The 25,455-nt window shown below is 67.3% G+C and carries 23 protein-coding genes; 16 read left to right on the top strand and 7 right to left on the bottom strand.

The window, feature by feature from the left end; all coding sequences use genetic code 11:
- Positions 1-155: 155 nt before the first annotated feature.
- The 7 genes from AZL_RS08850 to AZL_RS08820 all read left to right on the top strand — a co-directional run bounded on the left by AZL_RS08850 (position 156) and on the right by AZL_RS08820 (position 6,429).
- Positions 156-1,142 (top strand): acyltransferase family protein, encoded by a 987-nt coding sequence (locus tag AZL_RS08850; protein ID WP_012974289.1) that lies wholly within the window; start codon positions 156-158, stop codon positions 1,140-1,142.
- Positions 1,143-1,398: 256 nt separating this feature from the next.
- Complete coding sequence (gene fabD, locus AZL_RS08845) at positions 1,399-2,340, top strand: ACP S-malonyltransferase (RefSeq protein ID WP_012974288.1); 942 nt, start codon at positions 1,399-1,401, stop codon at positions 2,338-2,340.
- 38 nt (positions 2,341-2,378) lie between these two features.
- Positions 2,379-3,116 (top strand): 3-oxoacyl-[acyl-carrier-protein] reductase, encoded by a 738-nt coding sequence (fabG, locus tag AZL_RS08840; RefSeq protein ID WP_012974287.1) that lies wholly within the window; start codon positions 2,379-2,381, stop codon positions 3,114-3,116.
- A 186-nt stretch (positions 3,117-3,302) separates the two neighbouring features.
- On the top strand, positions 3,303-3,542 hold the full coding sequence (locus AZL_RS08835; RefSeq protein ID WP_012974286.1) for an acyl carrier protein: 240 nt from the start codon (positions 3,303-3,305) through the stop codon (positions 3,540-3,542).
- 127 nt (positions 3,543-3,669) lie between these two features.
- Positions 3,670-4,932 (top strand): beta-ketoacyl-ACP synthase II, encoded by a 1,263-nt coding sequence (gene fabF / locus AZL_RS08830; protein ID WP_012974285.1) that lies wholly within the window; start codon positions 3,670-3,672, stop codon positions 4,930-4,932.
- A gap of 49 nt (positions 4,933-4,981) precedes the next feature.
- Positions 4,982-5,989: an endolytic transglycosylase MltG gene (gene mltG / locus AZL_RS08825; RefSeq protein WP_012974284.1), complete on the top strand. Its 1,008-nt coding sequence runs from the start codon at positions 4,982-4,984 to the stop codon at positions 5,987-5,989.
- 110 nt (positions 5,990-6,099) lie between these two features.
- The gene (locus AZL_RS08820) at positions 6,100-6,429 is read left to right on the top strand and encodes a DUF2934 domain-containing protein (protein ID WP_042442843.1); all 330 of its coding nucleotides are present in this window, start codon (positions 6,100-6,102) and stop codon (positions 6,427-6,429) included.
- A 22-nt stretch (positions 6,430-6,451) separates the two neighbouring features.
- Here the strand turns inward: AZL_RS08820 and AZL_RS08815 are convergent, their stop codons facing one another.
- The gene (locus AZL_RS08815; protein WP_042442840.1) at positions 6,452-6,691 is read right to left on the bottom strand and encodes a hypothetical protein; all 240 of its coding nucleotides are present in this window, start codon (positions 6,689-6,691) and stop codon (positions 6,452-6,454) included.
- A 235-nt stretch (positions 6,692-6,926) separates the two neighbouring features.
- Entirely contained in the window at positions 6,927-8,924 is a 1,998-nt protein-coding gene (locus AZL_RS08810; RefSeq protein WP_012974282.1) for a methyl-accepting chemotaxis protein, read from the bottom strand.
- A 214-nt stretch (positions 8,925-9,138) separates the two neighbouring features.
- Here AZL_RS08810 and AZL_RS08805 point away from each other — a divergent pair, with 214 nt between their 5' ends.
- The 7 genes from AZL_RS08805 to recG all read left to right on the top strand — a co-directional run bounded on the left by AZL_RS08805 (position 9,139) and on the right by recG (position 19,765).
- Entirely contained in the window at positions 9,139-10,350 is a 1,212-nt protein-coding gene (locus AZL_RS08805) for a methyl-accepting chemotaxis protein (RefSeq protein WP_063828221.1), read from the top strand.
- Complete coding sequence (locus AZL_RS08800; protein ID WP_012974280.1) at positions 10,347-11,276, top strand: CheR family methyltransferase; 930 nt, start codon at positions 10,347-10,349, stop codon at positions 11,274-11,276. Before AZL_RS08805 ends, AZL_RS08800 begins: the two co-directional genes overlap by 4 nt.
- On the top strand, positions 11,273-12,691 hold the full coding sequence (locus AZL_RS08795; protein WP_012974279.1) for a chemotaxis protein CheW: 1,419 nt from the start codon (positions 11,273-11,275) through the stop codon (positions 12,689-12,691). The genes AZL_RS08800 and AZL_RS08795 overlap by 4 nt, the downstream gene beginning before the upstream one ends.
- Positions 12,688-13,791 (top strand): chemotaxis-specific protein-glutamate methyltransferase CheB, encoded by a 1,104-nt coding sequence (cheB, locus tag AZL_RS08790; RefSeq protein ID WP_012974278.1) that lies wholly within the window; start codon positions 12,688-12,690, stop codon positions 13,789-13,791. The genes AZL_RS08795 and cheB overlap by 4 nt, the downstream gene beginning before the upstream one ends.
- A gap of 57 nt (positions 13,792-13,848) precedes the next feature.
- The gene (locus AZL_RS08785) at positions 13,849-14,271 is read left to right on the top strand and encodes a response regulator (protein WP_012974277.1); all 423 of its coding nucleotides are present in this window, start codon (positions 13,849-13,851) and stop codon (positions 14,269-14,271) included.
- A 39-nt stretch (positions 14,272-14,310) separates the two neighbouring features.
- Positions 14,311-17,280 carry a chemotaxis protein CheA gene (locus AZL_RS08780; protein ID WP_012974276.1) on the top strand — a complete coding sequence of 990 codons (2,970 nt, stop codon included), beginning with the start codon at positions 14,311-14,313 and terminating at the stop codon, positions 17,278-17,280.
- A 403-nt stretch (positions 17,281-17,683) separates the two neighbouring features.
- Entirely contained in the window at positions 17,684-19,765 is a 2,082-nt protein-coding gene (gene recG, locus AZL_RS08775; protein WP_012974275.1) for an ATP-dependent DNA helicase RecG, read from the top strand.
- Here recG and AZL_RS08770 read toward each other — a convergent pair.
- Together AZL_RS08770 and AZL_RS08765 are read right to left on the bottom strand one after the other, a co-directional pair.
- Positions 19,717-20,553 carry a DUF502 domain-containing protein gene (locus AZL_RS08770; RefSeq protein ID WP_012974274.1) on the bottom strand — a complete coding sequence of 279 codons (837 nt, stop codon included), beginning with the start codon at positions 20,551-20,553 and terminating at the stop codon, positions 19,717-19,719. The genes recG and AZL_RS08770 overlap by 49 nt on opposite strands.
- Positions 20,554-20,653: 100 nt before the next feature.
- Positions 20,654-21,055 carry a hypothetical protein gene (locus AZL_RS08765; RefSeq protein WP_148219261.1) on the bottom strand — a complete coding sequence of 134 codons (402 nt, stop codon included), beginning with the start codon at positions 21,053-21,055 and terminating at the stop codon, positions 20,654-20,656.
- A gap of 206 nt (positions 21,056-21,261) precedes the next feature.
- Between AZL_RS08765 and AZL_RS08760 the strand changes: the two genes are divergently transcribed.
- On the top strand, positions 21,262-21,984 hold the full coding sequence (locus tag AZL_RS08760) for a Crp/Fnr family transcriptional regulator (protein ID WP_042443675.1): 723 nt from the start codon (positions 21,262-21,264) through the stop codon (positions 21,982-21,984).
- A 123-nt stretch (positions 21,985-22,107) separates the two neighbouring features.
- On the opposite strand, the gene AZL_RS08755 is transcribed toward AZL_RS08760, so the two are convergent.
- Positions 22,108-22,296 carry a hypothetical protein gene (locus AZL_RS08755; RefSeq protein ID WP_012974271.1) on the bottom strand — a complete coding sequence of 63 codons (189 nt, stop codon included), beginning with the start codon at positions 22,294-22,296 and terminating at the stop codon, positions 22,108-22,110.
- Between the two features lie 42 nt (positions 22,297-22,338).
- Positions 22,339-22,533: a hypothetical protein gene (locus AZL_RS08750; RefSeq protein ID WP_042442838.1), complete on the bottom strand. Its 195-nt coding sequence runs from the start codon at positions 22,531-22,533 to the stop codon at positions 22,339-22,341.
- 321 nt (positions 22,534-22,854) lie between these two features.
- Here AZL_RS08750 and hisE point away from each other — a divergent pair, with 321 nt between their 5' ends.
- Positions 22,855-23,271: a phosphoribosyl-ATP diphosphatase gene (gene hisE / locus AZL_RS08745; RefSeq protein WP_247894180.1), complete on the top strand. Its 417-nt coding sequence runs from the start codon at positions 22,855-22,857 to the stop codon at positions 23,269-23,271.
- A gap of 98 nt (positions 23,272-23,369) precedes the next feature.
- On the opposite strand, the gene AZL_RS08740 is transcribed toward hisE, so the two are convergent.
- Positions 23,370-25,028 (bottom strand): sensor histidine kinase, encoded by a 1,659-nt coding sequence (locus AZL_RS08740; RefSeq protein WP_247894179.1) that lies wholly within the window; start codon positions 25,026-25,028, stop codon positions 23,370-23,372.
- Positions 25,029-25,455: the final 427 nt, after the last annotated feature.

The following is a 25,455-nucleotide window of genomic DNA, read 5'->3' as shown; positions in this document are numbered from 1 at the left end:
CCGTGGATATCGCTCGGGATATGATTCGACGCATTTGACCGAAGTGCAATCGACCGGCGCGGACGCCATCTTCGAGCTGCCGCCCAGGCGGAGTTTCGGGGCTCACCTCCGACCGCTCTCCGCCAGCGGATGACTGTCCGCGGCCCGGAGATGCCATGCGCAAGACCATATTGCCTTATCATGTCGTGGAATTGAGGGGGCTGGCCTGCATCCTGCTGGTCGCCTATCACGTCGTCGGCATTCCGGGAACCGGAATGCAGGTGGCGGACGGGTCGATCTACCGCTATGCCACCGACAGCTTCGAGCTGATCCGGATGCCGCTCTTCACCTTCATCTCGGGACTCGTCTACGCGCTGAACCCGGTCGGGGACGGCCGGCTGGGAACCTTCTTCGTCAAGAAGTCGCGCCGCCTGGGGATCCCGTTCCTGGTGGTGTCGACACTCTTCTATCTTCTACAGATCCACGTGCCCGGTGCGAACGGCAGCTTCGCTCCCGACTCGATGTGGCGGATCTATGTCTTCTCCTATGCCCACTTCTGGTATTTGCAGGCGCTGTTCCTGATTTTCGCCGTGGTGGCGCTGCTCGACGCGTTTCATGCCATGGACAGGCCGGGCGGGTTCGCGTTGGCCATGGCGGCGGCGGTGGCGACCTGTCTGACGGCCCACAGCGACTCGAACATGATGTCGGTGAACGAGGCCTGTTTCCTGCTGCCCCATTTCCTGCTGGGGGTCGGCGTGACCCGGTTCCGGGCCATGGCGCCACGTCAGGCCATGCTGGGCATGGCGGGTGGCGCCCTTGCGATCGGCGTCACCCTTCATCAGGCGTCGCTGTGGGGCCTTCTGCCCCATTTCGGCTGGAACAGCGGTGTCGCCCTCCTGTGTGGCATGGGCGGCGCGGTGACCCTTCTGCACGCCATGCCGTCGAGCCGGGTTTTCCGCATCGTGGGGGATTCCTCCTACGCCATTTACCTGCATCACGCCCTGTTCGCCGCCGGCGCCCGCTTGGTCCTGCACCGGCTGGATGCCAGGGATGGCGTGATTTTCTGCGCGGCGCTGCTTTCGGGCCTGATGGGGCCGATGGTGTTGGAGGCGCTGGCGCGGATCAGGCCTTGGACCGGAGTCGCGCTGATGGGCAAGGCGTGACCGCGGGCCTTTGATTTGCGCTGCGGCAGACGGTGAAAGACCCGGCGCGCCATGTCCCTGATCTCCCCACGAACAACCCCCTGTCGATGGCGGTTTTTCGTGGGCGATCTGCCTCAATACGTGGCGTTTTATCGCATCATTGTCGCTTTGGTCATCGCGCGTCGCTTGACTTGCTAAAAAGTGAGGGTATGACTGTCGCCCAATCCATGGTGCCGCCGCAGGGGCGGGGCGCAATCATCCAGGGTTTCACCGAAGCATGACCAGGGCGTTCGTCTTTCCGGGGCAAGGCAGCCAGGCCGTCGGCATGGGCCGCGAACTCGCCGAGGCGTTCGAAGTCGCTCGTCACACCTTTGAGGAGGTCGATGACGCGCTGAACCAGAGGCTGTCGCGCCTGATGGTCGAGGGACCCGAGGCCGACCTGACCCTGACGGAGAATGCCCAGCCCGCCCTGATGGCGGTCAGTGTCGCGGTGATGCGGGTCTTGGCGAGCGAAGGCGGGGTCGACCTGTCCAGGCATGCCAGCTTCGTCGCCGGTCACTCGCTGGGCGAATATTCCGCGCTCTGCGCCGCCGGCGCCTTCTCGCTGGCCGATACCGCGCGCCTTCTCAAGCTGCGCGGTCAGGCGATGCAGAAGGCGGTTCCGGTCGGCAAGGGCGCCATGGCGGCCCTGCTGGGCGCCGACCTGGAGCAGGCGCGGGCGATCGCCGCCGATGCCGCCCAGGGCGAGGTGTGCAGCATCGCCAACGACAATTCGGTCGGACAGGTGGTTATTTCCGGCGGCGCCGACGCCATTGACCGCGCGATCGTGCTGGCGGCGGAACGTGGGCTGAAGCGCTCGGTGCGCCTGCCGGTATCCGCCCCCTTCCATTGCGCGCTGATGCAGCCGGCCGCCGACGCGATGGCGGAGGCCCTGGGGAACGTGACCATCTCCGCGCCGGTGGTTCCGGTCGTGGCGAACGTCACCGCGTCGGCGGTGTCCGATCCCAACGCCATCCGCCGTCTGCTGGTCGAACAGGTGACCGGCATGGTCCGCTGGCGCGAATGCGTGCTCTCCATGAAGGAGCAGGGTGTCGAGCGGCTGGTCGAGGTCGGCTCCGGCAAGGTGCTGGCTGGGTTGGCCAAGCGTATCGACAAGGATCTGGCGGCGGTGTCGGTCGGCACGCCCGCCGATGTCGAGTCGTTCCTGAAGACCCTCTGATCCTCACCCCGTGACACATCAGCCTCGTGAGGCCATCCATGTTTGACCTGACCGGCAAGTCGGCCCTCGTCACCGGCGCGTCCGGCGGCATCGGCGCGTCGATCGCCCGTGCGCTGCATGCCCAGGGCGCCACCGTCGCGCTGTCCGGCACCCGTGTCGCTCCTCTGGAGACGCTGGCCGCCGAATTGGGCGAGCGCGCCGTCGTCGTGCCCGGCAACCTTGCCGAGGCCGCGGCGACCGAACAGCTGTTCAAGGATGCCGAAGCGGCGCTGGGCAAGATCGACATCCTCGTCAACAATGCCGGCCTGACCCGCGACCAGATCGCGATGCGGCTGAAGGACGAGGACTGGCAGTCGGTCATCGACGTCAACCTGACGGCGGCCTTCCGTCTGTCGCGGGCCGCGATGCGCGGCATGATGAAGCGCCGCTGGGGCCGCATCATCAACATCACGTCGGTCGTCGGGGTCACCGGCAACCCGGGTCAGGCGAACTACGCCGCGTCGAAGGCCGGCCTGATCGGCATGTCGAAGTCGCTGGCGGCCGAATTGGCCTCGCGCAACATCACCGTCAATTGCGTCGCGCCGGGTTTCATCGCCACGGCCATGACCGACGCGCTGAACGACGAGCAGAAGCAGAAGCTGCTCCCCGCCATCCCGGCTGGCCGCATGGGCCAGTCGGACGAGATCGCCGCCGGGGTCGTGTACCTCGCGAGCGAGGAGGCCGCCTACGTCACCGGCCAGACGCTGCACATCAACGGCGGCATGGCCATGATCTGATGAGGATCTGACGGGACGGTATCGTCACCTGTGGAACGGCGCCAACCGGGTTCCCTTGCGGATGCTGGTCAAGGCTGCTGAAATGTGTTATCGGACGGGGCTTTTCGCGGCAGGACGGCACGTTCTTCGCGTGTTGCTCCGACCGGATTATCCCGAGCGGTTTCAAGGATTGGAAGGTCTTAAAAGATGAGCGACATCGCCGAGCGCGTGAAGAAGATCGTTGTGGACCACCTGGGTGTTGAGGAGACGAAGGTGGTGGAGCAAGCCTCCTTCATCGACGATCTGGGCGCCGACAGCCTCGACACCGTCGAGCTGGTCATGGCCTTCGAGGAAGAGTTCGGTGTCGAGATCCCGGACGACGCCGCGGAGAAGATCCTGTCGGTGAAGGACGCCATCGACTTCATCAAGGCCAACGCCGCCGCCTGATCAGGCTGCGGGCAGTGAGCCCCCGAGGGCCAGGCGATCCGCTATTGCGACACAAGCAGCGCGGGGCCTGGCCGTCGACGATTTGATCGTCGACAGTTTTTTCGAGGAAAGGTCAAGGAACAGCCTCATGAGACGTGTCGTCGTCACCGGACTCGGTATGGTCACGCCGCTTGGCGTCGGCCACACGCTGAACTGGGAGCGGCTGATTTCCGGAAACTCGGGAATCCGCGGCATCACGGGGTTCGATGTCTCGGACCTGGCCTCCAAGGTCGCCGGGCAGCTCCCGCGCGGAACGGGGGACGGCGAGTTCAACGCCGACGCCTTCGTGACGCCGAAGGACCAGCGCAAGATGGATGACTTCATCATCTTCGCCATCGCCGCGGCGCAGGAAGCAATCAAGGATTCAGGTTGGGCTCCTCAGAGCGATGAGGAGCGCGAGCGGACCGGTGTCATGGTCGGTTCGGGCATCGGCGGCCTTCCGGGTATCGCCGACGGTGCCGTGACCATGCAGGAAAAGGGACCGCGCCGCCTATCGCCGTTCTTCATTCCCGCCTGCCTGATCAATCTGGCCTCCGGTCACATTTCGATCCAGCACGGCTTCAAGGGCCCCAACCACGCGGTCGTCACCGCCTGCTCCACCGGCGCGCATGCCATTGGCGATGCCGCCCGCCTGATCATGTGGGACGATGCCGACGTCATGGTCGCCGGCGGGACGGAGGCGGCTGTCAGCCGTCTCGGTGTCGGCGGCTTCGCCGCCATGCGTGCGCTCTCCACCAGCTTCAACGACACGCCTGAAAAAGCGTCGCGTCCCTACGACAAGGATCGCGACGGCTTCGTCATCGGCGAGGGCGCCGGTGTCGTCGTGCTTGAGGAACTGGAGCACGCGAAGAAGCGGGGCGCCACCATTTACGCCGAGGTCGTCGGTTATGGTCTGTCGGGCGACGCCTACCACATCTCCGCTCCGGCGGAAGATGGCAATGGCGGCTTCCGCGCCATGAAGGGCGCGCTGAAGCGCGCCGGCCTGACCCCGTCCGACATTGATTACGTAAACGCCCACGGCACCTCCACGCCTTTGGGTGACGAGATCGAGCTGGGCGCGGTGAAGCGTCTGTTCGGCGAGGCGATGAACACGCTGGCGATGTCCTCAACCAAGTCGGCCATCGGCCACCTTCTCGGGGCTGCCGGTGCGGTCGAGGCGATCTATTCGATCAAGGCGATCAACCACGGCATCGTGCCGCCCACGCTGAATCTCGACAACCCGTCGGAAAGCTGTGCCGGCGTCAATCTGGTGCCGAAGGTGGCGCAGGAACGCCGTGTCCGTGCCGCGCTGTCGAACTCATTCGGCTTCGGCGGCACCAACGCGTCGCTGGTGTTCAAGGAATTCGCATAAGCGACTTTCCGCATCGGCACTGCCGTCTTTTGTCCTCAAGAGGTGAGCGATGGGCTGGGGGCTCCGAATTTTCGCGGGGACCCTGGCCCTCGCCGTAGCGGTAGCCGGCGGGGTTGGTGTCTGGGGATACCAGCGTTATTCGGCTCCCGGACCTTTGGAGCAACCGGAGACGGTCATCATCCCCCGCGGCAGCGGGTTGGAAGCGATCGCCATCACTTTGGGCGATTCTGGCGTCATTGCTTCGCCTCTGGTCTTCGCCGCTGCCGCCAAGCTAACCGGCACGTTCCGGGACCTGAAGGCTGGCGAGTACCAATTCCCTGCGGGAATCAGCATCGACGGTGTCCTGGAACAGATGCGCCAGGGTCGAACCGTGGTGCATCGTTTCACCGTTCCGGAGGGATTGACCTCTGCCCAGGTTGTGGCGCTGCTGGCACGCGAATCCGGACTCACCGGTGAAATCGCCAAGCCGCCGAAGGAAGGATCCCTCCTGCCGGAGACCTATCATTTCTCTCATGGAGACAGCCGGAACACCCTGATCGAGCGGATGCAAGCCGCGATGACCCAGATCCTGGCGGAGGCCTGGAAAAATCGCGATCCGAACCTGCCCTTCGAGACACCTCAACAGGCCCTGACCCTCGCGTCGATTGTCGAGAAGGAGACGGGCATCGCCGCCGAGCGGCCCAAGGTGGCGGGGGTCTTCATCAATCGGCTGGAAGCGGGCATGAAGTTGCAGTCCGATCCGACGGTGATCTACGCGCTGACCGACGGCGGCGGCGAATTGGGGCGGGCGCTGACCCGCAACGACTGGAAACTCGAGTCGCCCTACAACACCTATGTGGCCGCCGGCCTGCCGCCGGGACCCATCGCCAATCCGGGCAAGGCTTCGATCCAGGCGGTGTTGAAACCGGAACATCATGAGTTTGTGTATTTCGTTGCCGACGGCACCGGCGGCCATGTCTTCGCGAAGTCGTTGGCCGATCACAATCGTAATGTCGCCAAATGGCGCGAGGTGCAGCAAAGCCGGCAATCCGACCATGGCGAAACGGCGCCGGAGTAACGGCGGATGGTTGGAAAACTCGGAAAGCGATTAACCCGGTTGCGCGCCTTCGGTGAATTGGGCAGTCTTGCGGTGCAGCAATCCTGACCACCAGTCTCCGGGGAGATGTGATGAGCGTGGATGTCGAACAGCGGATCCGTGACCGCGCCTATTCGATCTGGTTGGAGGAGGGTTGTCCTCATGGTCGGGATGGCGACCATTGGTTGCTGGCTGAACGAGCCATCAAGGCCGAAACCGTCGCAAGTCCGGAAATTTCGCCGGTTGTGGCGGTGGTGAAGGCCCCGCGCAAAACCACCAACGCCAAGCCGCGAACCGCTGCCGTTCGAGGGGCTGCGAAAGTTCCGGCAACGAAAGCCACCTCCGCCGAACCGCCTGCCGAATCGGCCGCCGATGCGCCGAAGCCACGCAAGCCAAGGGCCCGCAAGACGATGGTCGTCTGACGGGTGCGTGGCTTCCTTGGGGTCAGGCGGCGTTCGATGCCTGCGGAATCGGCAGGTTGGAAACCATCATGACCCCGGCCGCCGTGCCATAGGATTTGCGGGCGGCTCTCAGCGCATCCAGCGCCTCCATCAGGCTTTCCTCGGCGAAGCCGGGAGGGAGGTTGGCCAATTCCCGTTCGGTGAGGTCGATGAAGGCGTCCAACAGACGCGCATGGATGCGGCTGGCCGAGCGGACTTCTTCGGCCACCTTCTGTGCGGGCATCGGGAACTCCCTTGGTGTCATGGGGGCTGATGAAAGCATCTTCCCGGGATCATGCGGTCCCGTTGATCGATTAGGCGTATAGTATAGTTAAAAGAGGCTTAAATGCCGAATAACCGTCGCAGGAAATAAGAATTACCACTTCGGATTTTGGCGTGGTCGGGCCGCCGCACCGGATTTTGGAGTGAGCTGTGCGTCACATCATGCCGTCACTGAGACGCCACTGATGAAAACGGCGTCAATCCGCCTGGAAGCGTGATACCTGCCGCCGCGTCTCGTCGGCCAGGCGGGAGAGATGAACCATGGTGGCCGCGATCTCCTCCGACGCGGCGGCGTTCTTGGAGGCGACGGTGCGCACGCTTTCCACCGACCGCTCGATTTCACGGACCGACGCCTGTTGTTCCTCCATGGCGACGGCGACCGACTGGAAGGCGCTGTCGATGCGGTCCACCCGGCCCGCCAGCCCATCCATCCGGCGCCGCGCCTGCTCGGTGACCGCCTTGCCCTCTTCGGCCAGGGCTGCCGCGGCCTCGATGATCTCGGCGATCTGGCGGGCGCTTTCGACGGCGTTGTCGGCCAGTTTGCCGACCTCCTCGGCCACCACCTCGAATCCCTTGCCCTGTTCGCCGGCGCGGGCGGCCTCGATGGAGGCGTTGACCGACAGGATGTTGGTCTTGACGGCGATCTGGGTGATCGCCTCGGTGATGCGGCCGATGCGCCGGCTGTTCTCGGCGATGGTCTGCGAGACCCGCAGAAGGCGGGCCATATCCTCGCGGCCGCCGTTGGCGAAATCGGCGGCGTCCTTCACCATGTCGGAGGCGTCGCGGGTGCTGTCCGTCACATGGGCGATGGCGCGGGCCGATTGGCCGACCGCGGTCGCCACCTGATCGAGATCGTCGGTCTGTTCCGAGGCGCCATCCGAGACGTGGGCGATGGCGGTGCTCGCCTGTCCGGCGGCGATGGCGACCTGGGTGGCCTGTTCGCCGATGGCGCGGAAGGCGCCGCCGGTTTCCTGCAACAGCGCCACCATCTCGCCATAGGCGCCGTGGAAGGCTGGCGGTTCGTTTGTCGCCGCGTCATTTTGCACAGCCTTGCCCGACAGCCGGTGCATCTCGCCGTGCAGACCGTGCAGCACCTGGATGACGGTGGCCACGGCGCGGCCGATGGACCCCAACTCGTCCTGTCTCCCGGTGCCGGGAACCGCGACGGTCAGGTCGCCTTCCGACACGCGCTGCACCGCCGCGGTGGTGGCGGCGATCGGGCCGGTCAGGCTGCGGGCGATCAGGATGGACAGCAGGACGCCGGCGGCCAGCGCGCCCAGGGCACCCGTCCACAGCAGCATCATGGCGCGCGAGCGTCCGGCCTCGCGCTCCGCCGTCTGGGCCGCCACCAGCTGTGTCACCTGATCGTTGACGATCTTGGCGGCGTCGCGCATGGCGTCGCGGGCGGCGTTGCGCCGGGCGACGATGTCGGCCACCAGCAGGAACTCCGTCTCCACCCCCATGATCGAGGCGGTCAGCGTTTCCGATTCGCGCAGGGCCGCGTCGTCGGTGACGGCCTTGCGGACGTCGCCGACGGCCCCCAGCAGCCGGTCGATGCTGGCGCTCAGGGAATTGCGGCCCGATTCGCCGTGGTCGATCAGGAATTGCTGAACATCCAGCAGGGCGCCGCGGGTGTCCTGGATCAGCCGTCCGGCGATGGACATCAGCAGGGTCGATGATTCCAGCGCGGTCAGCGCCGCGCGGTCGCCCGAGTCCGCCTTCAGCCGCGCCAGCGCGTCGGCATAGCGTGCCGACTGGTCGCGCGTCAGGGTCTGGGCGATCACCAGCAGGGCGCCGGTCTGCTTGCGCAGCTTGGACAGGCTGGCGAAACGATCGACCTCCAGCCCGACCACCTCGTCGAAGGATTTGCGGTAGGCGGCCAGCTTGGCCAGCGCCTCCCTCAGCGCATCGGGGGGAACGCTGTGGTCGGGCAAAGCCAGTAGCGCCTCCGCTTCCATCCGCAGCTGGTCGGTCAGCTGCCGTACCCTCCGGCTGGCGGAAGGATCGACATCCAGCAGATAATGCGCCTCCTCCTGCCGCGCGCTGAACAGCAGCGTGTCGAGCCGGGCGGTCCGGGCGGCGACCTCCACCTGTGACGCGTAGGTGTTCAGCCCGCTCCAACCGATCACGGCGACGGCGAGCGTCAGCAGCAGGACGGCGGCGAAGCCCAGGGCGATGCGGGTGGTGATCGACATGCCGATGGAGGTCCAATCAAGGCCGCCTGGGGGCGGCGCCGGGTTGAGCGGGCGGGCGGAGGGAGGAGGCCCGCGGTGTTGCCGCTTCCGATACCTTCCGCCGGATTCACCTTGCGTCGGTCGGGGTGCATCCGGCAAGTCATAAGGGTGATGTTCGGCGCCCGCGTCCTGTCGCGGGATTCCGTCGGTTGTTCGGTAAGGAGCCTGTCGCGCGATGTCGCTTCCGGTCAGCTTGCGGGTTCTTCCCCGTTTCGGCATCGCCGCCCTGTTGCCGGCCGCCGCGGCCCTGGTTCCCCTTCTGCTGCCACATGCGGTTCCGGATATCGCGCCGCGGTCCGTGTGGCTGGCCACCGGCCTGGCGCTGGCGCTGGCGTTGCTGGTCGCGCTCGTCCTGGCTCTCGACCTGTCCGACGCGATGGCTCGGCTGGCGTCGGACGCCAGCGGGCTTGCCGAAGGGCGGCCGGTTGAAGTCTCGCCGTTGCCGGCCCGGGGGGACGAGGTCGGGATGGTCGCCTCGGCCCATGTCCGCATCGCGCAGACCCAGGACGCGCTGCATGCCGCCCTGCGCCGTCTGATCCAGGAGGGGGAGGGCGACATGCCGGCCACCGCTCCGCTTCCCGGCCGCTTCGCCGAGATGGCGGCGCTGGTGGAGGATGCGCGTTCCTCCTTCCGGCACATCGGCCAGCAGGCGGCCCAGGTCGCCATCGCCGCCGGGCAGGCCAGCACCGCGGTTTCCCAGGTCGCCGACGGCGCCGCCATCCAGACGGAGGATCTGGACCGGGTGGTCGGTGCGGTCGGCCGTTCCGTCCGCGCCATCGCCGATGTCACCGACAGCACCCGCGCCGCCTCCGACATGGTGAGGGTGACCGCCGGTTTCGCCGACCGGGGCAAGGCGGAGATGGCGCGGCTGGTGCGCGTCTCCCAGACCATCGGCGACAACAGCCGGCGCATCGGCCGCATCACCGAGGCGATCACCCAGATCGCCGTCAAGACCAACATCCTGTCGGTCAACGCCTCCATCGAGGCCGCCCGCGCCGGCGAACAGGGCAAGGGATTCGAGGTGGTGGCCGAGGAGGTCGGCAAACTGGCCGACAGTTCCGTCGAAAGCGCCCGCCAGATCGCCGAGATCGTCGAGACCGCGGCGGCCCTGGCCGAAGAGGGGATGGCGGCGACGGCGGAGGTGGTGCAGATGATGGACGGCATCGCCGAGCGGGTCGCCCAGATCGACCGCATGGTCCAGTCGGTCGCCTCCGCCATGGCCAGCCAGCAGGATCATATCGTCGAGATCGAATCGAACGTCGGCAACATCCGCACCGTCGCCTCCAAGAATTCCGCCGCGTCGGAGGAGATCACGGCGACCATGGTCCATCTGTCCCGGCTCGCCGACGACACGCGGCGGCTGGCCGAACGCTTCCGGGCGCCGTGACCGGCGCCGATACGCCTCCTTCGGCCGTCGCACCGGACGGGCCACCGCCGGACGGGCCGCTGTATGGTCTGGTGCGGCGGCTTCTGGACGATGTCCGGCGCAAGGCCGGCATCCGCCACGACCGGCCGCTGGAGCGCAAGCTGGCGCGCATCCTGGCGGCGATGCCGCTGCCGGTTCTGGAGGAATGGGTGGCGCAGATCGAAGGGGCGGCGGCCGACAGCCCGGACTGGTTGAGCCTGATCGAAAATCTGACGATCCACGAGACCTATTTCTTCCGCGACCTGCCCCACCACGCCCATCTCCGCCGCCATCTTCTGCCGCGTCTGATCGCCGAACGCCGGGGCATCCGGACCCTGCGTTTCTGGAGCGCCGGCTGCGCGACCGGAGAGGAGGCGTACAGCCTCGCCATCGTGACGCTGGAGGCGCTGGCCGATGCCGGCGAGGCGCGCCGCACCGGCCATGGGCTGGAAACCGACTGGAGTGTCGGGATTCTCGGCACCGACCTCAGCAGCCTTGCCGTGCGGCAGGCCGCCAATGCCAGCTATGGTGGCGAGGGGTTGGGCCCTTTCCGCGAAATGCCGGCGGAGTATGGCGGTTGGTTCGTGCCGCTCGGGGGGGAGGCGCCGCTCCATCGGCGGGTGCGCGCCGATGCCCGCCGAATCGTTCGCTTCGCCCGTCACAATCTGATGGACGCCTCCCTGCCGGCCGGTGCGCCGGCTGGCGGCTTCGACCTCGTATCCTGCCGCAACGTCATGATCTATTTCGACGACGACAGCCGGGAGCGCGCGCTTTCGCTGCTGACCGCGGCGGTGGCGCCTGGCGGCTGGCTGGTGCTCGGCACCACCGACCGGCTGGACGACAGCCACGGGTTCGAACGCCACCGCGGCGACCGGGCGCTGGCCTACCGGCGCGGAGGGGTGGCATGACGGTGGGCGGCTTCCTCACCTTCGACATCGCCGGTACGCCCTTCGCCGTGGCCGCCGACCGGGTGGAGGAGGTCGCCGAACCGACCGGGACCACCCGGCTGCCCTTCTCGCCGCCTCAGGTGGAGGGGCTGGCGACGGTCGCCGGGCGCATCCTGCCGGTGCTGGACGTCACCGGCTATCCCTCGCTGCGGTTGGCCTGGGGAGGCGGGCGGCGAGGCGGCCTGCTGATCGTGCTGCGGGCCGGGACCGGCCTGCTCGCCCTGCGCGCCGGCCGGATCGGTGGCAATCTGCCGGCGGAGCGGGTGACCCTGTCCGGGGCGGAACCGGAGGACAGCGGCGCGCCGGTGGCCGGCCGGCTGCGCCATGGTAGCCGGTCCTTGCGTCTGCTCGACCCCGATCTGATGGAGCTCGGGCGGGGCGGGTCGCTGACCGGGCTGGCGGGGGCGATGGAGACCGACGCGCTGACCGGTGGTGCGGCGGACCCCCTGGGACCCGCGCGCGAGCACGGCAGCATCCGCCTGCTGATGGTCGATGTCGCCGGGCGGCCGCAGGCGCTGGAGATGGCCGACCTGCTTCTGGTCTTTCCGTTTGGCGATCTGCGCCCGCTGCCCCACGCGCCGGCCCTGGTCCGCGGCGTGGCGCGGGTGCACAAGCGGTCGGTTCTGGTGACCGACCCGCTGGGGGCGGAAGACCGTTCCGGCGGCTATGTCGTCGTTCTGCGGACGCGCTGCGGGCCGGTGGGGGTCCGGGTGGACGGGGTGCGCGGCGTGGTGCGCGTCCCGTTGGACCGCCTGCGGGCTGGCGAGGCCGGCGCACCGGCCCGGATCGTGGATTATGATGGGACTTGGCTCGACGTGAGGAGTGCGGCGCGCATGATGGGCGATCAACTCGACGACATCGGCCGCTTCGTGCCGGAGGGCGGCGATCCCGCCGACGACATGGCCGAAAGCCGTCTGCCGCGCCGTTTCTACCGTCGTTTCCTGACGCTGGTGGTGGAGGCGCGCATCTATGCGCTCGAGTTCGAGAAGGTCCGCCGGGTGGTCGAGATTTCGGACCGGCTGCGCCTGCCGGCGGGGGCGGAAAGCTTCGACGGGCTGACCGATGTCGACGGACGCATCCTGCCGGTTCTCGATCTGCGCCGGCTGCTGTCGCGGGGGCCGGTCGGGAGCCCGACCGCCACGTCCGGCGTCGCCATCCTGCTGGAGATCGACGGCGGCACCGTGGCGGTGATCGCCGACGAGATCCAGCGCATCCGCAAGATCGCCGCCGAGGATGTCGACCCGCTCTCCGACCGGCTGACCGCCGCCGTCATCCGTCTCGACCACGCGCTGATCCCGGTCTTGCGGCCGGAAGGGCTGACCGTCGCCACGGCGCCGGGACCAAGAGGGTTGCCCGTGGGAGGTGCCGAGGCATGACCGGGCCGCGTATCCGTCTGCTGGTGGTGGACGACAGCAACTTCGTCCGGATCGCGCTCCGCAAGATGCTGGAGCCGGCATCCGACATCGAGATCGTCGGCGAGGCGCGCAATGGTGCCGAGGCGTTGAGGCTGTCGCGCAAGCTGAAGCCCCATGTCGTCGCCATGGATCTGAACATGCCGATCATGGACGGCATCGAGTCGGTCCAGGCCATCGCCGCCGAAAAGGGGCCGCCCTGCATCATGGTCTCCAACGAGACCTCCGAAGGGGCCGACGCTACCATCCGGGCACTGGAGACCGGAGCGGTGGATTTCGTCTGCAAGCACAGTTCATTCATCACCTTCGACATGGCGTCGATCGAGCGCCAGCTGACCGAGAAGGTGCGCCATTGGGGGCGTTGGCGCATGGCGTTGACCGGGGAGTCGGTGGCGGATGCCGCTTCGGTGCCCGCGGTCGAACCGGCTCCCGAGCCGATGCCGGAGCCGGTTCCAAAGCCGATCCCGCCGCTGCGGTCCTCGGCCCGCGGCCATCGCCCCGACCTTGTCGTCGTCGGCGTCTCCACCGGCGGGCCGGTTGCGTTGGTGGAGTTGCTGGGCGCGCTGGCACCGCTGCCCTGTCCGCTGGTGGTGGCCCAGCATATGCCGGCCAGCTTCACCGCCGGTTTCGCCGCTTCGCTCACCCGTTCGCTTGGCCGGACGGTGGAGGAGGGCGGTGACGGCGCGGTGCTGGTCCCCGGCGCTGTCACCATTCTGCGCGGCGGCGCCGACTGGACGGTGCGCCGTGGCGCTTCCGGCCGCTTCACCCTTCATGCCGCCGATCCGGCCGGCGCCATCTACCATCCGTCGGCCGACCGGCTGTTCCGCAGCGCCGCGGAGTCGGCGGAGTCGCCGGTCGCCGTCGTATTGACCGGCATGGGGGACGATGGCAGCGCCGGTGCCGCCGCCTTCGCGGAGCGGCGCCTCCCCGTCCTGGTCCAGGATCCGGTGACCTGCGCGGTGGACGGTATGCCAAAGGCGGCGATCCGTGCCGGTGTGGCCACGGAGGTATTGCCCGTTGCGGCGATCGCCCGCAAGCTGAACGCCCTCTTCACTCTAGCCTGATCTGAACGCCGGCCCCGGATGGCCGGCCAACAGTGCCAACATAGGAAGTTTTCACCCATGGCGAAGCCGACGATCCTGTTGGTCGATGACTCGGTGCTGATGCGGACCATCATCGGCGACATCGTGCGCGCGGACGACGAGCTGTCGCTGGTCGGCGCGGCCGAGAACGGCAAAGTGGCTCTGGAGATGGTCAAGACCTTGAAGCCGGACATCGTCCTGCTCGACATCGAGATGCCGGAGATGTCGGGGCTGGAGGTGATGGAGCATCTGTCGCTCATGTCGCGCGCCAAGGTCATCATCATCTCCTCCGTCGCCCAGGTCGGCTCGCCCGAGGCGAACGAGGCCCGCGCGCTGGGCGCGGTGGAGATCATCGCCAAGCCGTCCGGCACCATGAGCCTCGATCTCGCCCACAAGAAGGGGCACGATATCGTCGCCGCCATCCGCCGCGCCGCCGGCCTGCCGCCGCCCGCGAAGCCCTGATCCCCCGGTGCCGGGCCTCCCCTCCCTGAGCGGTGATCCATGAGCAGCGAACTGATCGAGACCTTGTGGCGGCAGTTCGGCGTCGAGGCCGGCGAGCATTGCGACCTGCTGGAGAAGCTGCTGTCCGCCACCCCCGGCGAAGGGCCGGAGGCGGAGCGGATCGCTGCCCTGTTCCGCTCCTTCCATTCGCTGAAGGGAGCCGCCCGCGCCATGGACCTCTTCGCGATGGAGGCGGTGGCGCATCGGGCGGAGACTATTCTCGGCCGTGTGCGCACCGGTGGGCTGGTCTTGACCGAGGAGGTCGCGGCCCCGCTGCTGGAGGCGTTGGATGTGCTCCGCGGGCTCGCCGAGTCCGGCATGCGCGACCGCCGCGATGGTCAGGCGCCGGCCGACCTGCTGGAACGGCTTGACGCGTTGGGCGGGGAGGGGCCTGCCGCCAAGCCTGTCCGCAGTCCGCCGCCCCCGCCGGTGCGCCTGCACGAAAATGAGCGGATGCTGGGCCTGTTCGTCGGACTGCTGCATGACGGCATGGCGACGCTGACTCGCGCGCTTGACCTCGACAGTCTGGACGAGGAGGGAGCCCACAGCGTCGACGACACCGCCGACCGGCTTCAGTTGGCCTGCGAACGGCTGAACTTCCTGCCCTTCGCCGACACGCTGCGTCGCTTTCGCGAGGCGCTGGCCGCCCGCGATGACGAGGCGATTCTGCGCGAGCTCCAAGGTGTCGCCACCGCCAGCGCCCGCATCGGCCGGCTGACCGGAAAGGATGCCGGTGCCGCGATCCTGGCCACCCTGCTGGCCGATCACAACGCCCAGATCCTGGCCCAGGGCAGCGCCCGCGCCGATGCGCTGCTGGCTGATCCGGCGGCGCTGGCGGATGCGGCTGCGGCCGGCGAACTGGCTGGGCTGCTCGACCGGATGGCGGCGACGCTGGACATCGTCCGGCTGCCGCGAGGCTCCGCCCTGCTGCGGGTGCTGGCCGACGTGATGCGCCGCACGCCGGCCGCCGACCATGCCGATTGGCCCATCCTGCTGGCCGATGCCCGCGCGGCACTCGCCGACCTTGCGGAACAGGCGGCAAGCGAGCCCGCCAAGGATCTGGAGGCCGAAGGCGCGGTCGCATTGGAGGAGCGCCTGCGCGCCTTCGTCGATGCCGTCTCCGCCGAGCGGGAGGCCGGAGAGGCGCGCCGGCCGCTGACGGCCGACGAACTGTCGGCGCTCGGGCTCGATCCCGGTCTGCTGCGCTTCCTGTCGCCGGACAGCACGGCCGACCTGCGCGCCGCCATCGCCGACCCGGAGATGCGGCTTTACGAGGTCACCGCCTTCTTGGAAACCTCGCCGGAGGTGGCGTCGGGCTTTGTCCAATGGATGGGCAGCAAGGTGCGGGCCATCACCAACTGGCCGGACTTCATCGACGGCAAGACTTGGTTGCGCGTGCTGATCGCCTCGCCGCAGGAGCTCGCATCCCTGGCCGACGCGCTGGCCGACATTGACCCCGGCGGCGGCTTCCTCCATATCCGCGCCTGCGTCCCGCCCATGGTGGCCGCCGGGCAGAGCGGGGAGGAGCCATCCGCCGATCCGACGCCCCCCCCGGCCCCCTCCGCCTTGCCGGCTGTGGCGACGAGCGGCGCCCCGGTGGTGGCGCCCGCCCCGCCGCCACCCGCCCCACCGTCCCCTCCCTCGCCACCCGCCGTGACCGCGCGCCCTTCGGTGGCGCCTGCGAATGGCGTGCTGCGCGTGCCTGGCGAGGCGATCGACCGCTTCATGGCACGGATCGACGGCATGGTCCTGCTGTCGGGCGACCTGAACGCTACGGCCAACGACCTGCGGTTGGAAAGCGCGCTGTCCTCCCTGACCGAGCGGCTGGGGACCGGCGATCCCGACCTCCGTGTCCTGCGCGAAGCGGTCGAGCGTCACCGCCGCGACCTGCTCGACCTCGACACCCAGCTCAGCCGGTCGGTCGACCGCTTGCGGGAGGCGGCACTGGATCTGCGCGTCGTGCCCATCGAGACCCTGTTCAACCAGTTTCCCCGTGTGGTGCGCGAACTGGCTCGGGTCCAGGGCAAGTCGGTGCGCTTCGTCACCGAGGGCGGCGACGTGCGCATCGACAAGAGCATGGTGGAGATGCTCTACGACCCGCTGATGCATATGGTGCGCAACGCCATCGACCACGGGATCGAGCCGCCGGCCGACCGTGAGGCGGCTGGCAAGCCAACCCAGGCGACGCTCTGCCTGCGCGCCATCCAGCGCAGCAGCCGCGTGTTGGTGGAGATCGCCGAGGATGGTCGCGGCATCCCGACGGAGGCCGTGCGCGCCAAGGCGGTGCGCCTGGGCATGATCGGCGAGGAGGAAAGCCTGCATCTGCCGCCGGAGGCGGTGCGCGAGTTCATCTTCGCCCCCGGCTTCTCCACCGCTGAAACCCTCACCGAAACCTCGGGCCGTGGTGTCGGCATGGATGTGGTCCGAACCGCCGTCACCCGGTTGGGCGGCAGCATCGCCATCCGCACCCGCGAAGGGGCTGGCACCGCCTTCGCCATCGATCTCCCGCTGTCGGCGGCGATCACGCGCACTCTGCTGGTGCAGGTGGATGATCAGGTTCTGGCGATTCCCGACCGCTTCGTCGAGGAGGTTTGTGGCTTCACCGCCGACGATTTCCACAAGGTTTCCGGCTGCTGGACGGTCATGCGCCGCAACCGGGTGCTGCCGGTGGTTCGCCTCGCCGACGCGCTGGGCTTTCCCGCCGATGGGGAGTGGCCGCCCTCGGGCCCCGGCCAGGGTCTCGTCGTCGTCCTGCGCCAGGGCAGCCGCCGCATCGGGGTGGCGATCGACAGGCTTCTGCGCCGCGGCGACCTGTTCGTCCGCGAAAGCCATCCCGGCCTTGCCGAGGTGCCGGGGGTGGGCGGTGTTTCGCTGCTGAACGACGGCCGCATCGTCATCATCCTGGAGGGTGACGAGCTTTATCGTCTCGCCGCCGCCGCCCAGCGGCGGGAAGCCGATGCGCCGGCCTGATCGGCCTCTGCCTGCCCCGGCGGTTCATGAAGCGGATTTCATGGTCGGGTCAGGTTGGGGACAGGGCCGCCGGGCTATTGTTCTATCTGTGACGCGGTCGGGCCAGCCCCCCTGAAACACCGGCCGGTCACAAAAGAGCGTCTTCCTATCTGGTGTCTCTTCCCGATGGTTCCCTGCCATCGGACCTGATCGTCCGGTTCTCCCGTTTGCCTCCGGACGGTACCTATCGGCGGAGCGCGTCCAAGCCATTTCCCGGCCGACGTTGCCCCCCACCATTGGCCCCTGGCCTCGGGTGCGCTCCGCCGTTCCTTCTTTTCCCCTATCTCCCTTCAGTGGCCTTGACGCGGGCACGCCCAGGCGGCTTTCTGAAGCCCGTCCAAGGCTTTCCCGGTAGCGCCCGCCCGTGCGTCCCGCCATCCTGTTTCCGCTGTTCAAACCGGTCACGGCACTTCCCGGCCTCGGCCCCCGGCTGGGCAAGCTGGTGGAGAAGCTGGCCGGTCCCCATGTCGTCGATCTGCTGTGGCATCTGCCCTGCGGGGTGGTTGACCGCCGGTTCTCGCCGAAGATCGCCGACGCGCCGCACGGGCGCATCGCGACCCTGACCGTGCGCATCGATTCGCATGCGCCGCCGCTGAACCCGCGCCATCCCTACAAGATCCGCTGCACCGATGAGACCGGCGTGCTGGAGCTGGTCTATTTCCACGTCCGCGGCGACTGGTTGTCGAAGCAGATCCCGGCCGGCACCACCATGGTGGTCTCCGGCAAGGTGGAGTGGTTCAACGACACTGCCCAGATCACCCATCCCGACGCCGTTGTCGCGGTCGATGCGAAGGAGGATCTGGAGCTGGTGGAGCCGGTCTATCCCATGACCGCCGGTCTGCCGGCCAAGACGCTGCGCAAGGCGGTGCGTGCCGCGCTCGCCGATGTTCCCGCACTCGCCGAATGGCAGGATCCGGCATGGCTCGCCCGCCGGCAATGGCCGGGCTGGGCCGATGCGCTGAAGCGCGCCCATGCACCGGAGGACGAGGGCGATCTCGCCGCCACCGCTCCCATCCGCTGCCGCCTCGCCTATGACGAGTTGCTGGCGAACCAGCTGGCCCTGATGCTGGTGCGGGCGAGCCAGCGCCGGCTGGCCGGTCGGGTGACCCAGGGCGACGGCACCCTGCGCCGGGCGGCGCTGGCGGCGCTGCCCTTCTCCCTGACCGGATCGCAGGCGGCGGCGCTGGAGGACATCTATGTCGACATGGCCGCCGAACGGCGGATGCTGCGGCTTCTCCAGGGCGATGTCGGCAGCGGCAAGACGGTTGTCGCGCTGATGGCGATGCTGAACGCGGTGGAGGCTGGCGCCCAGGCCGCCTTGATGGCCCCGACCGAAATCCTCGCCCGGCAGCATGCCGAAAGTCTGGCGCCCCTGTGCCGGGCCGCGGGGGTGGAGATCGGGTTGCTGACCGGCCGTGACAAGGGCAAGGCGCGGCAGGCCGTGCTCGACCGGCTGGCCTCGGGCGACCTGCCGCTGCTGGTCGGCACCCATGCCCTGTTCCAGGAGGATGTCGCCTTCAAGGATCTGGCTCTGGCGGTGATCGACGAACAGCATCGCTTCGGCGTGCATCAGCGCCTGCAACTGTCGGCCAAGGGACGGGCGGTGGACGTGCTGGTGATGACCGCCACCCCGATCCCGCGAACCCTCACCCTGACCGCCTATGGTGACATGGATGTTTCCCGCCTGACCGAGAAGCCGGCCGGGCGCAAGCCGGTACAGACCGTCACCATCGCGCTCGACCGGCTGGAGGAGGTGGTGAACGGCATCCAGCGCAAGGTGGCGGAGGGCGCGCGGGTTTATTGGGTCTGTCCGCTGGTCGACGAATCGGAGCAGAGCGACCTCGCCGCCGCGACCGAGCGCCACGCCTTTCTCCGCGCCACCTTCGGCGACCGGGTCGGGCTGGTTCATGGCAAGATGCGCGGATCCGACAAGGACGCGGTGATGGCCGCCTTCGCCGAGGGCGGCCTGGACGTGCTGGTCGCCACCACGGTGATCGAGGTCGGGGTGAATGTGCCGGAAGCGACGGTGATGGTGATCGAGCATGCCGAGCGCTTCGGTCTCGCCCAGCTCCATCAGCTGCGCGGCCGGGTGGGGCGTGGCGAGAAGCCGTCGAGCTGCCTGCTGATGTTCGATGCGAATCTGACGGAGACGGCGCGGGCGCGGCTGAAGACCCTGCGCGACACCGAGGACGGCTTCATCATCGCCGAAGAGGATTTGCGCCTGCGCGGCGCCGGCGAAGTGCTCGGCACCCGCCAGTCCGGTCTACCCGGATTCCGGATGGCCGACCTCGCGGTGCATGGCGACCTGCTGGCGGTGGCGCGGGACGATGCCCGTCTGGTGGTGGAGCGCGACCCCGATCTCGCCAGCCCGCGCGGGCAGGCGCTGCGGACGCTGCTCTATCTCTTCGAGCGGGACGCCGCGGCCAAGACCTTGCGGTCTGGCTGACCGTTCCCGCCATCCGGATGTCCGCCGTTCAGGTCGCCATCGGGACCGGTGACATCACTGTCGGCCGGAGCCTCCGCCGGGCCGGGGCGCCGCTCCGGCGGGACGACGATGCCGCCGGACATCACCAGTTTCAGCCCGTCCTCGACGCTCATGTTCAAAACGGTCACCTCCTGTCGCGGCACCATCGCCAGATAGCCGGCGGTGGGGGGCGCGCAAGGGATGAAGACATTCACCATGTCGTCGGCCTGTCCGGCCAACCGGGTCTGCACCTCCGGATGGGCGTTGCCGGTGATGAAGCCGAGCGACCAGACGCCGGGGCGCGGGTACTGGATGACCACCACCTCGCGGAACGCGTTGGACTTCTTCGCCAGAACGGTTTCGAAGATCTGCTTCACCCCGCCATAGACGGAGCGGACCACCGGCATGCGCCCGACCACCCCCTCGCCGACGCCCAGAACCAGCCGGCCGACATAGCCGGCGGCGAAGGCGCCGATCAGGGTGACGACGATGATGACCACCAGCACGCCGATGCCGGGGATCGAGAAGGGCAGGTAGTTTTCCGGATTGTAGGCGGCGGGGATCAGCGGACGGATATGGCCGTCGATCAGGGAAACGAACCACCAGGCGATATAGACGGTGATGGCGATGGGGGCCGTCACCAGGATGCCGGCGAGGAAATAGGCGCGCAGGCGGCCGATGAACCCGATTCCCTCGCGGCGGTGCCGCGCCTGTTCCGCCGCCGGGGTCTTTCCCGGGGCCGTCGGTTCGGTCTTCTGATCTCCGCTCACGCCTTGCCCATCCGCCGATCATCCATCTGTGACATAGTGGGGCAAGTGCAGCCGGCTCTCAACCATCGCATTCGCGAAGCTGGGTTTTTGCCGGCCGATCTCAGCCGATCAGCGCTCCCCCGATCACGCATAGCAGGGTAACGGCCCCGGCGATGGCGGCGCCGTCGACATGGTTGGGGAAGGCGCGCCAGAACTCGTCCCGTGACATCGGTTCCGGCGCGTCATACTCATCGATCGACAGGCCGGCGGCCAAGCTGCCGCAGCTGTGGTCGGCGATGGCGCCCGAGAGATGGGCCATGGCGACGGCGAGATAGCAGAACTCGACGAAATCCAGCAGGAAGCCCAGCGTGCTGCGCGCTTCGCCCAACGGGCTGGCGGTGATCCCGGTGGCGGCGACCGTGCTCGCCATGGCGATGGCCGCGGCGAAAGGGATCAGGGCGACCGATAGCAGTCGTTGCCGATCGATGCGGTTGGCTTTGGGCACGGGGAACAGGCGGGGCATGGCAGGCGCTCCGGCAACGATTGGGTGGGGTGCCGATGACGGATGTGTCGGCGAGACGTGGTTTCCTTCTGCGCGTTCGGCGTTAACGGAGGGTTGACACCGGCCATTGGTTACAGCGCCTTCCACCTTTGCGCAGGTCGCGCTATCCTTTTGACGCAACGAACAGTCCGGAGCGGAGCCGGAACAGCCCTGTGGGCAAGGCCGACATGACCATTCCCGAAAGCCCGCCCGGCATCCCGCCCGCCGGATTGGACCGGATCGCGCTGCTGCGCCCGTTGAGCCCCGACCAGCGGGCGGCGGTGGCGCGTCAGTGCCGTTGGCGCCGATTTGCTCCCGACGAACAACTGATCGACCATTGGGCCGACACCCGTGACGCCGCCTTCGTGGTGGAAGGGCGGGTGCGGGTGCTCAGCCATTCGGCCGGTGGGCGCGAAATCAGCTTCAGCGATGTCGAGGCGGGTGAGTTGGTGGGGGAGATGTCGGCGCTGGATGGCCGCCCCCGCTCGGCCTCTGTCGTGGCCCTTGGGGAGGGGGCATTGATCGCCTTCCTGCCGGCGAGGCCCTTCCAGCATCTGGTGGCGACCCATCCGGATCTGGCGATGGCGATGATGCTGCGTCTGTGCGACAAGCTGCGCGGCGCCACCGACCGTATCATTGAATTGTCGACGCTGGGCGCCAACAACCGTGTCCATGCCGAACTGCTGCGCCTTGCCAAGCGTGGATCGCGGCAGGGCGCTTGCGCGCTCATAACGCCGATCCCGGTCCATTCCGACATCGCCGCCCGCGTCAGCACCACCCGCGAGACCGTGGCCAGGGTGTTGAGCGATCTGACCCGCGATGGATTGCTGGAACGCCGACCGGATGCGCTGGTGGTGCGCGACCTGTCACGGTTGGAGATGATGGTCGAGGATGTCCGCGGCGGCGCTTGAGCGCACCGACGGAAAACAGACCTTAAAAATGAAAAGGCCGCGGCCGCCCGATCGGTAGGGCCGTGCCGCGGTCGCCTTTTGAAACGCTATTCTTGTTCGTACGCCCGGAAAAGGGCCGTTGGATCAGCGGTGCAGGGAGCGGAACAGGATCGCCATCGGGGTGGCCTTGGCCCAGTCCGTCAGAAAGGCGCCGACCGGGCGCAGCAGGATGGCGGCGGGGGTGGCGTGCAGCCAGTCCGCGGCGAAATCGCGAACCGGATGCAGGGCTTGGCTGTCGCCATGGACGCCGTGATGAAGGCTGAGGATGCTCATGATCGTCTCCGTCGAATGGGGTCGTGAGTACGTGGAACGGTGTCAGCGCTTCAGCATGCCGAGCAGCATGCCGGCCGGCGTGGCGGCGACCCAGTTGCCGAGGAAGGCGCCGACCGGGCGCAGAACCAGATAGGCCGGGGTGGCTTCGAACCAGGCGACCGGGAATTCGGCGACAGCATGCAGAGCATCGGTCGAAGCGTGGTTGTCGGTGCCGGGCTGGAAAGTGGTGGTGGTCATCGTCGTCTCCATCGGGCTGTTGAGGAGACTATATACTGGTATACCCAATGCCAAATGCGTTGCCTTTGCATTGCTGGATGCTGTAAAAATTACAGCTGCACAGAGATTTCCCCCTGCGTATCATCAACTATACGATAAATCAGCGTCACAAACTAATCTTGCACGCCTTTCCCTACGGCCCATTCGGTTCCGATTGCGCCAGTGGCGTCGCCAAGATATTTGAACGTTCGATCAACATCTTGAAAGCGCAGCCGGAAAGACGATCTCACGCTTATGGTTCAATATATCGGTCCCGATCCGCTCCGCAGTCTGTATGACGCCGTGCAAGCCCTGCGGCGCGAACCCTCCGCCTTTCCGGAAGCCTCCCGCACGGCGAAGCTGCTGGCGCAGGGCCGTGGCCGAATGGCGCGAAAGGTCGGGGAGGAGGCGATAGAGGTCGCGATCGAGGCGATGCGCGGCGACCGCGGTGCCCTGGTGATGGAATCGGCTGATCTTCTGTACAATCTGGTTGTGCTTCTCGCCGATCTCGACATCGCTCCCGACGAGATCCTGGCGGAGTTGCGGCGACGCGAACTGGCCTATGGTATCGCCGAAAAACTGCCGAAGACCGATGCTTCCCTGAGCGATGCGGCAGCTGTTCCAATCACGGCCAAACCGTCCATGACCGACTCCGCCAAGGCGATCTCCATCGGATCGGTTGCGGTCAAACCCGCTCCGAACAAGCGCGGCAAACGCTAGAATCCGTCCGATGCTTATTGAAGCATCGGACGGATTCCAGTTTCCTGATTTTCCGTGCGATTCACGCTTCCGACGGTTCCGTCTGAAGCGATCGCCCGCTAGGCGGCATCGCCATCCTGCGGGAAGACAAGGTCGAACCGCGTGCCGCGCCCACGGGTGAAGCTGTATTCACCGTGGATTTGCCGGGTGAAGGCCCGGATCAGGTCCATTCCCATGGACCGCCGCCGCGGCGTGGCCTGTTCCTTGGGCTCGGTGGAGCCGATGCCGTCATCTTCGATGGTCAGGCGCAACGATCCGTCCCTCGCCGTCACCATGATCTCGATGGAGCCGGAATCGCGCCCGGTGAACGCATGCTTGTAGGCGTTCGACACCACTTCGTTCAGGATCAGGGCGAAAGGCACCACCCGGTTCAGGTCGAGACTGAGCGGCTCCACCCGGTGGCGGATGACGATGGTCCTGCCGGGGCGGCTGTGGAAGCTGTTGAGATGCTCGGCCAGCGCTGCGACGAAATTGTCCAGTTCCACCGCCGAAACGCCGGTGGTGCGATATATCTGCTCGTGGATCAGTCCCATGGTGTTGATGCGGGTCAGCGCCTCGCCGAATGGCGCTTCCAGTTCCGGTACCCGTTGAGCCTGCAACTCCAGCAGGCTGAGGATGACCTGCAGGTTGTTCTTCACCCGATGGTGGATGTCGCGCAGAAGCATCTCCTTGTCGGCCAGAGCCTGGTCGAGATGGCGGGTGCGCTCGGCGATGCGGCTTTCCAGCGCCTCGTTCGCGCGCCCCAGCGCGCTCTGGGCGTCGGTCGCCTGATGTGAGCGGCGCAGCGCGATACCGCCAAGCAGGCCCAGCAGGCCCAGCGCCGGCACCGCGAACAGGGCATAGGGAAACACCCGGTCGCGCCAAGCCGCCTCGATCGAAGCGGCGTCGGTGCCGTAGATGACATAGACGGGGAGATCCGGCACCTTGCGCCGGGCCAGCACCCGTTGCACCCCATCCAGGGGAGTGACGGCGCGGAAGACGCCGTCCTTATCTGGCGCCGTGATCAGTTCCGGAAAACGTCCGATCCGGGGGATGTCGGAGGGGGTGTTCTGGGGCGTGCGGACCAACACCTCCCCGTCCTCGCGCATCAGCAGGATCACATCCTGCGAGCCGTGCAGGACGGATCGGTAGAAGTCGGCGAAATAGCTGGGAAGCAGGGAGATCTGCACCACGCCCTGGAACTGGCGGTCGGGCAGTTCCATCCGGCGGCTCAGGGTGAAGAAAATCTCCGAGACGATCTTGCCGCTCAGCCGCGGGCCGATGTGGAATGTTTCGTCGGGATTGAGGTGGGCGCGGAAATATTCGCGGTCGCCCACGGTCATCGGCCGCATCGGCCATTCGAAGCTGCTGGCGCGGACCCGTCCGGTCTCGTCCGTGATCCAATAGGACTGCACCTCCGGCGACAGGCTCGCCATCGTCTTCAGGCGTTCGAACAGCAGCGGAGAGGCGTCGATCCGTTCCCACCCCAGGTCATCCACCATCCATTCCAGATGTGTCAGGGTGGTGGCGTGGATGCCCAGCGTCTTTGCCGCATGCTCCTCGAGGACGCGCGCGATGGCGACGCTGCGGTTTTCCGCCTCGGCGATCACCTGGTTGCGGTACTGGCAGCCGGCGAACAGCAGAAGGCCGACGGTCACGACCAGCGCGACCGCCAGCAGGGCCATGATCGCCGGGGAAGCGGCCTTGCGTCCGGCACGGCCTGAAGGGCCCCCGATCACGGTGCTCCCAGCGGCAGCTTTATCCTGGTCGAAGCCGGATGGGGTCATCGGAGCAAAATGGTCCATTCGCGAAGGGAGTGGGCGGAAGGATAGCTGAAGGTTTGTCGCGCGTCATCCGGCAGCTATGTCGGGATAAACCGCCCAACCAATGCGCTGAATGGTTGGTGTGAATCCGGTTATCCGACATGGCTCGACGTGTCATGCTCTCAACTGGATATTGCCAAGCCCGCTCGATGCCTGCCGGCCTTGAAAGGGGGAGGGCAAAAAAGGGGGCGTCAGCCAGAGACATCATGGTCGTTATCGGTCCGCATCATGCATTTTCGCCGTTCTGCCGTGTCGGGATGTAATGAGATCTTCCTCATCATTCACGATGTTCAGAAACACTCTCCGTTCATATGCGACAAATTGAAACCAATGCTGCCAATCG

Origin of the sequence: Azospirillum sp. B510, assembly GCF_000010725.1 — a bacterium.
Lineage (GTDB): Bacteria > Pseudomonadota > Alphaproteobacteria > Azospirillales > Azospirillaceae > Azospirillum > Azospirillum lipoferum_B.
The sequence above is the reverse complement of the archived record's forward strand: the minus strand, read 5'-3'. Positions and strand labels throughout refer to the sequence as shown.

Coding starts and splice junctions, on each gene's coding strand:
- AZL_RS08850 (WP_012974289.1), top strand. CDS start 156: ATGCGCAAGACCATATTGCCTTATCATGTCGTGGAATTGAGGGGGCTG.
- fabD (WP_012974288.1), top strand. CDS start 1,399: ATGACCAGGGCGTTCGTCTTTCCGGGGCAAGGCAGCCAGGCCGTCGGC.
- fabG (WP_012974287.1), top strand. CDS start 2,379: ATGTTTGACCTGACCGGCAAGTCGGCCCTCGTCACCGGCGCGTCCGGC.
- AZL_RS08835 (WP_012974286.1), top strand. CDS start 3,303: ATGAGCGACATCGCCGAGCGCGTGAAGAAGATCGTTGTGGACCACCTG.
- fabF (WP_012974285.1), top strand. CDS start 3,670: ATGAGACGTGTCGTCGTCACCGGACTCGGTATGGTCACGCCGCTTGGC.
- mltG (WP_012974284.1), top strand. CDS start 4,982: ATGGGCTGGGGGCTCCGAATTTTCGCGGGGACCCTGGCCCTCGCCGTA.
- AZL_RS08820 (WP_042442843.1), top strand. CDS start 6,100: ATGAGCGTGGATGTCGAACAGCGGATCCGTGACCGCGCCTATTCGATC.
- AZL_RS08815 (WP_042442840.1), bottom strand. CDS start 6,691: ATGCCCGCACAGAAGGTGGCCGAAGAAGTCCGCTCGGCCAGCCGCATC.
- AZL_RS08810 (WP_012974282.1), bottom strand. CDS start 8,924: ATGTCGATCACCACCCGCATCGCCCTGGGCTTCGCCGCCGTCCTGCTG.
- AZL_RS08805 (WP_063828221.1), top strand. CDS start 9,139: ATGTCGCTTCCGGTCAGCTTGCGGGTTCTTCCCCGTTTCGGCATCGCC.
- AZL_RS08795 (WP_012974279.1), top strand. CDS start 11,273: ATGACGGTGGGCGGCTTCCTCACCTTCGACATCGCCGGTACGCCCTTC.
- cheB (WP_012974278.1), top strand. CDS start 12,688: ATGACCGGGCCGCGTATCCGTCTGCTGGTGGTGGACGACAGCAACTTC.
- AZL_RS08785 (WP_012974277.1), top strand. CDS start 13,849: ATGGCGAAGCCGACGATCCTGTTGGTCGATGACTCGGTGCTGATGCGG.
- AZL_RS08780 (WP_012974276.1), top strand. CDS start 14,311: ATGAGCAGCGAACTGATCGAGACCTTGTGGCGGCAGTTCGGCGTCGAG.
- AZL_RS08765 (WP_148219261.1), bottom strand. CDS start 21,055: ATGCCCCGCCTGTTCCCCGTGCCCAAAGCCAACCGCATCGATCGGCAA.
- AZL_RS08760 (WP_042443675.1), top strand. CDS start 21,262: ATGACCATTCCCGAAAGCCCGCCCGGCATCCCGCCCGCCGGATTGGAC.
- AZL_RS08755 (WP_012974271.1), bottom strand. CDS start 22,296: ATGAGCATCCTCAGCCTTCATCACGGCGTCCATGGCGACAGCCAAGCC.
- AZL_RS08750 (WP_042442838.1), bottom strand. CDS start 22,533: ATGACCACCACCACTTTCCAGCCCGGCACCGACAACCACGCTTCGACC.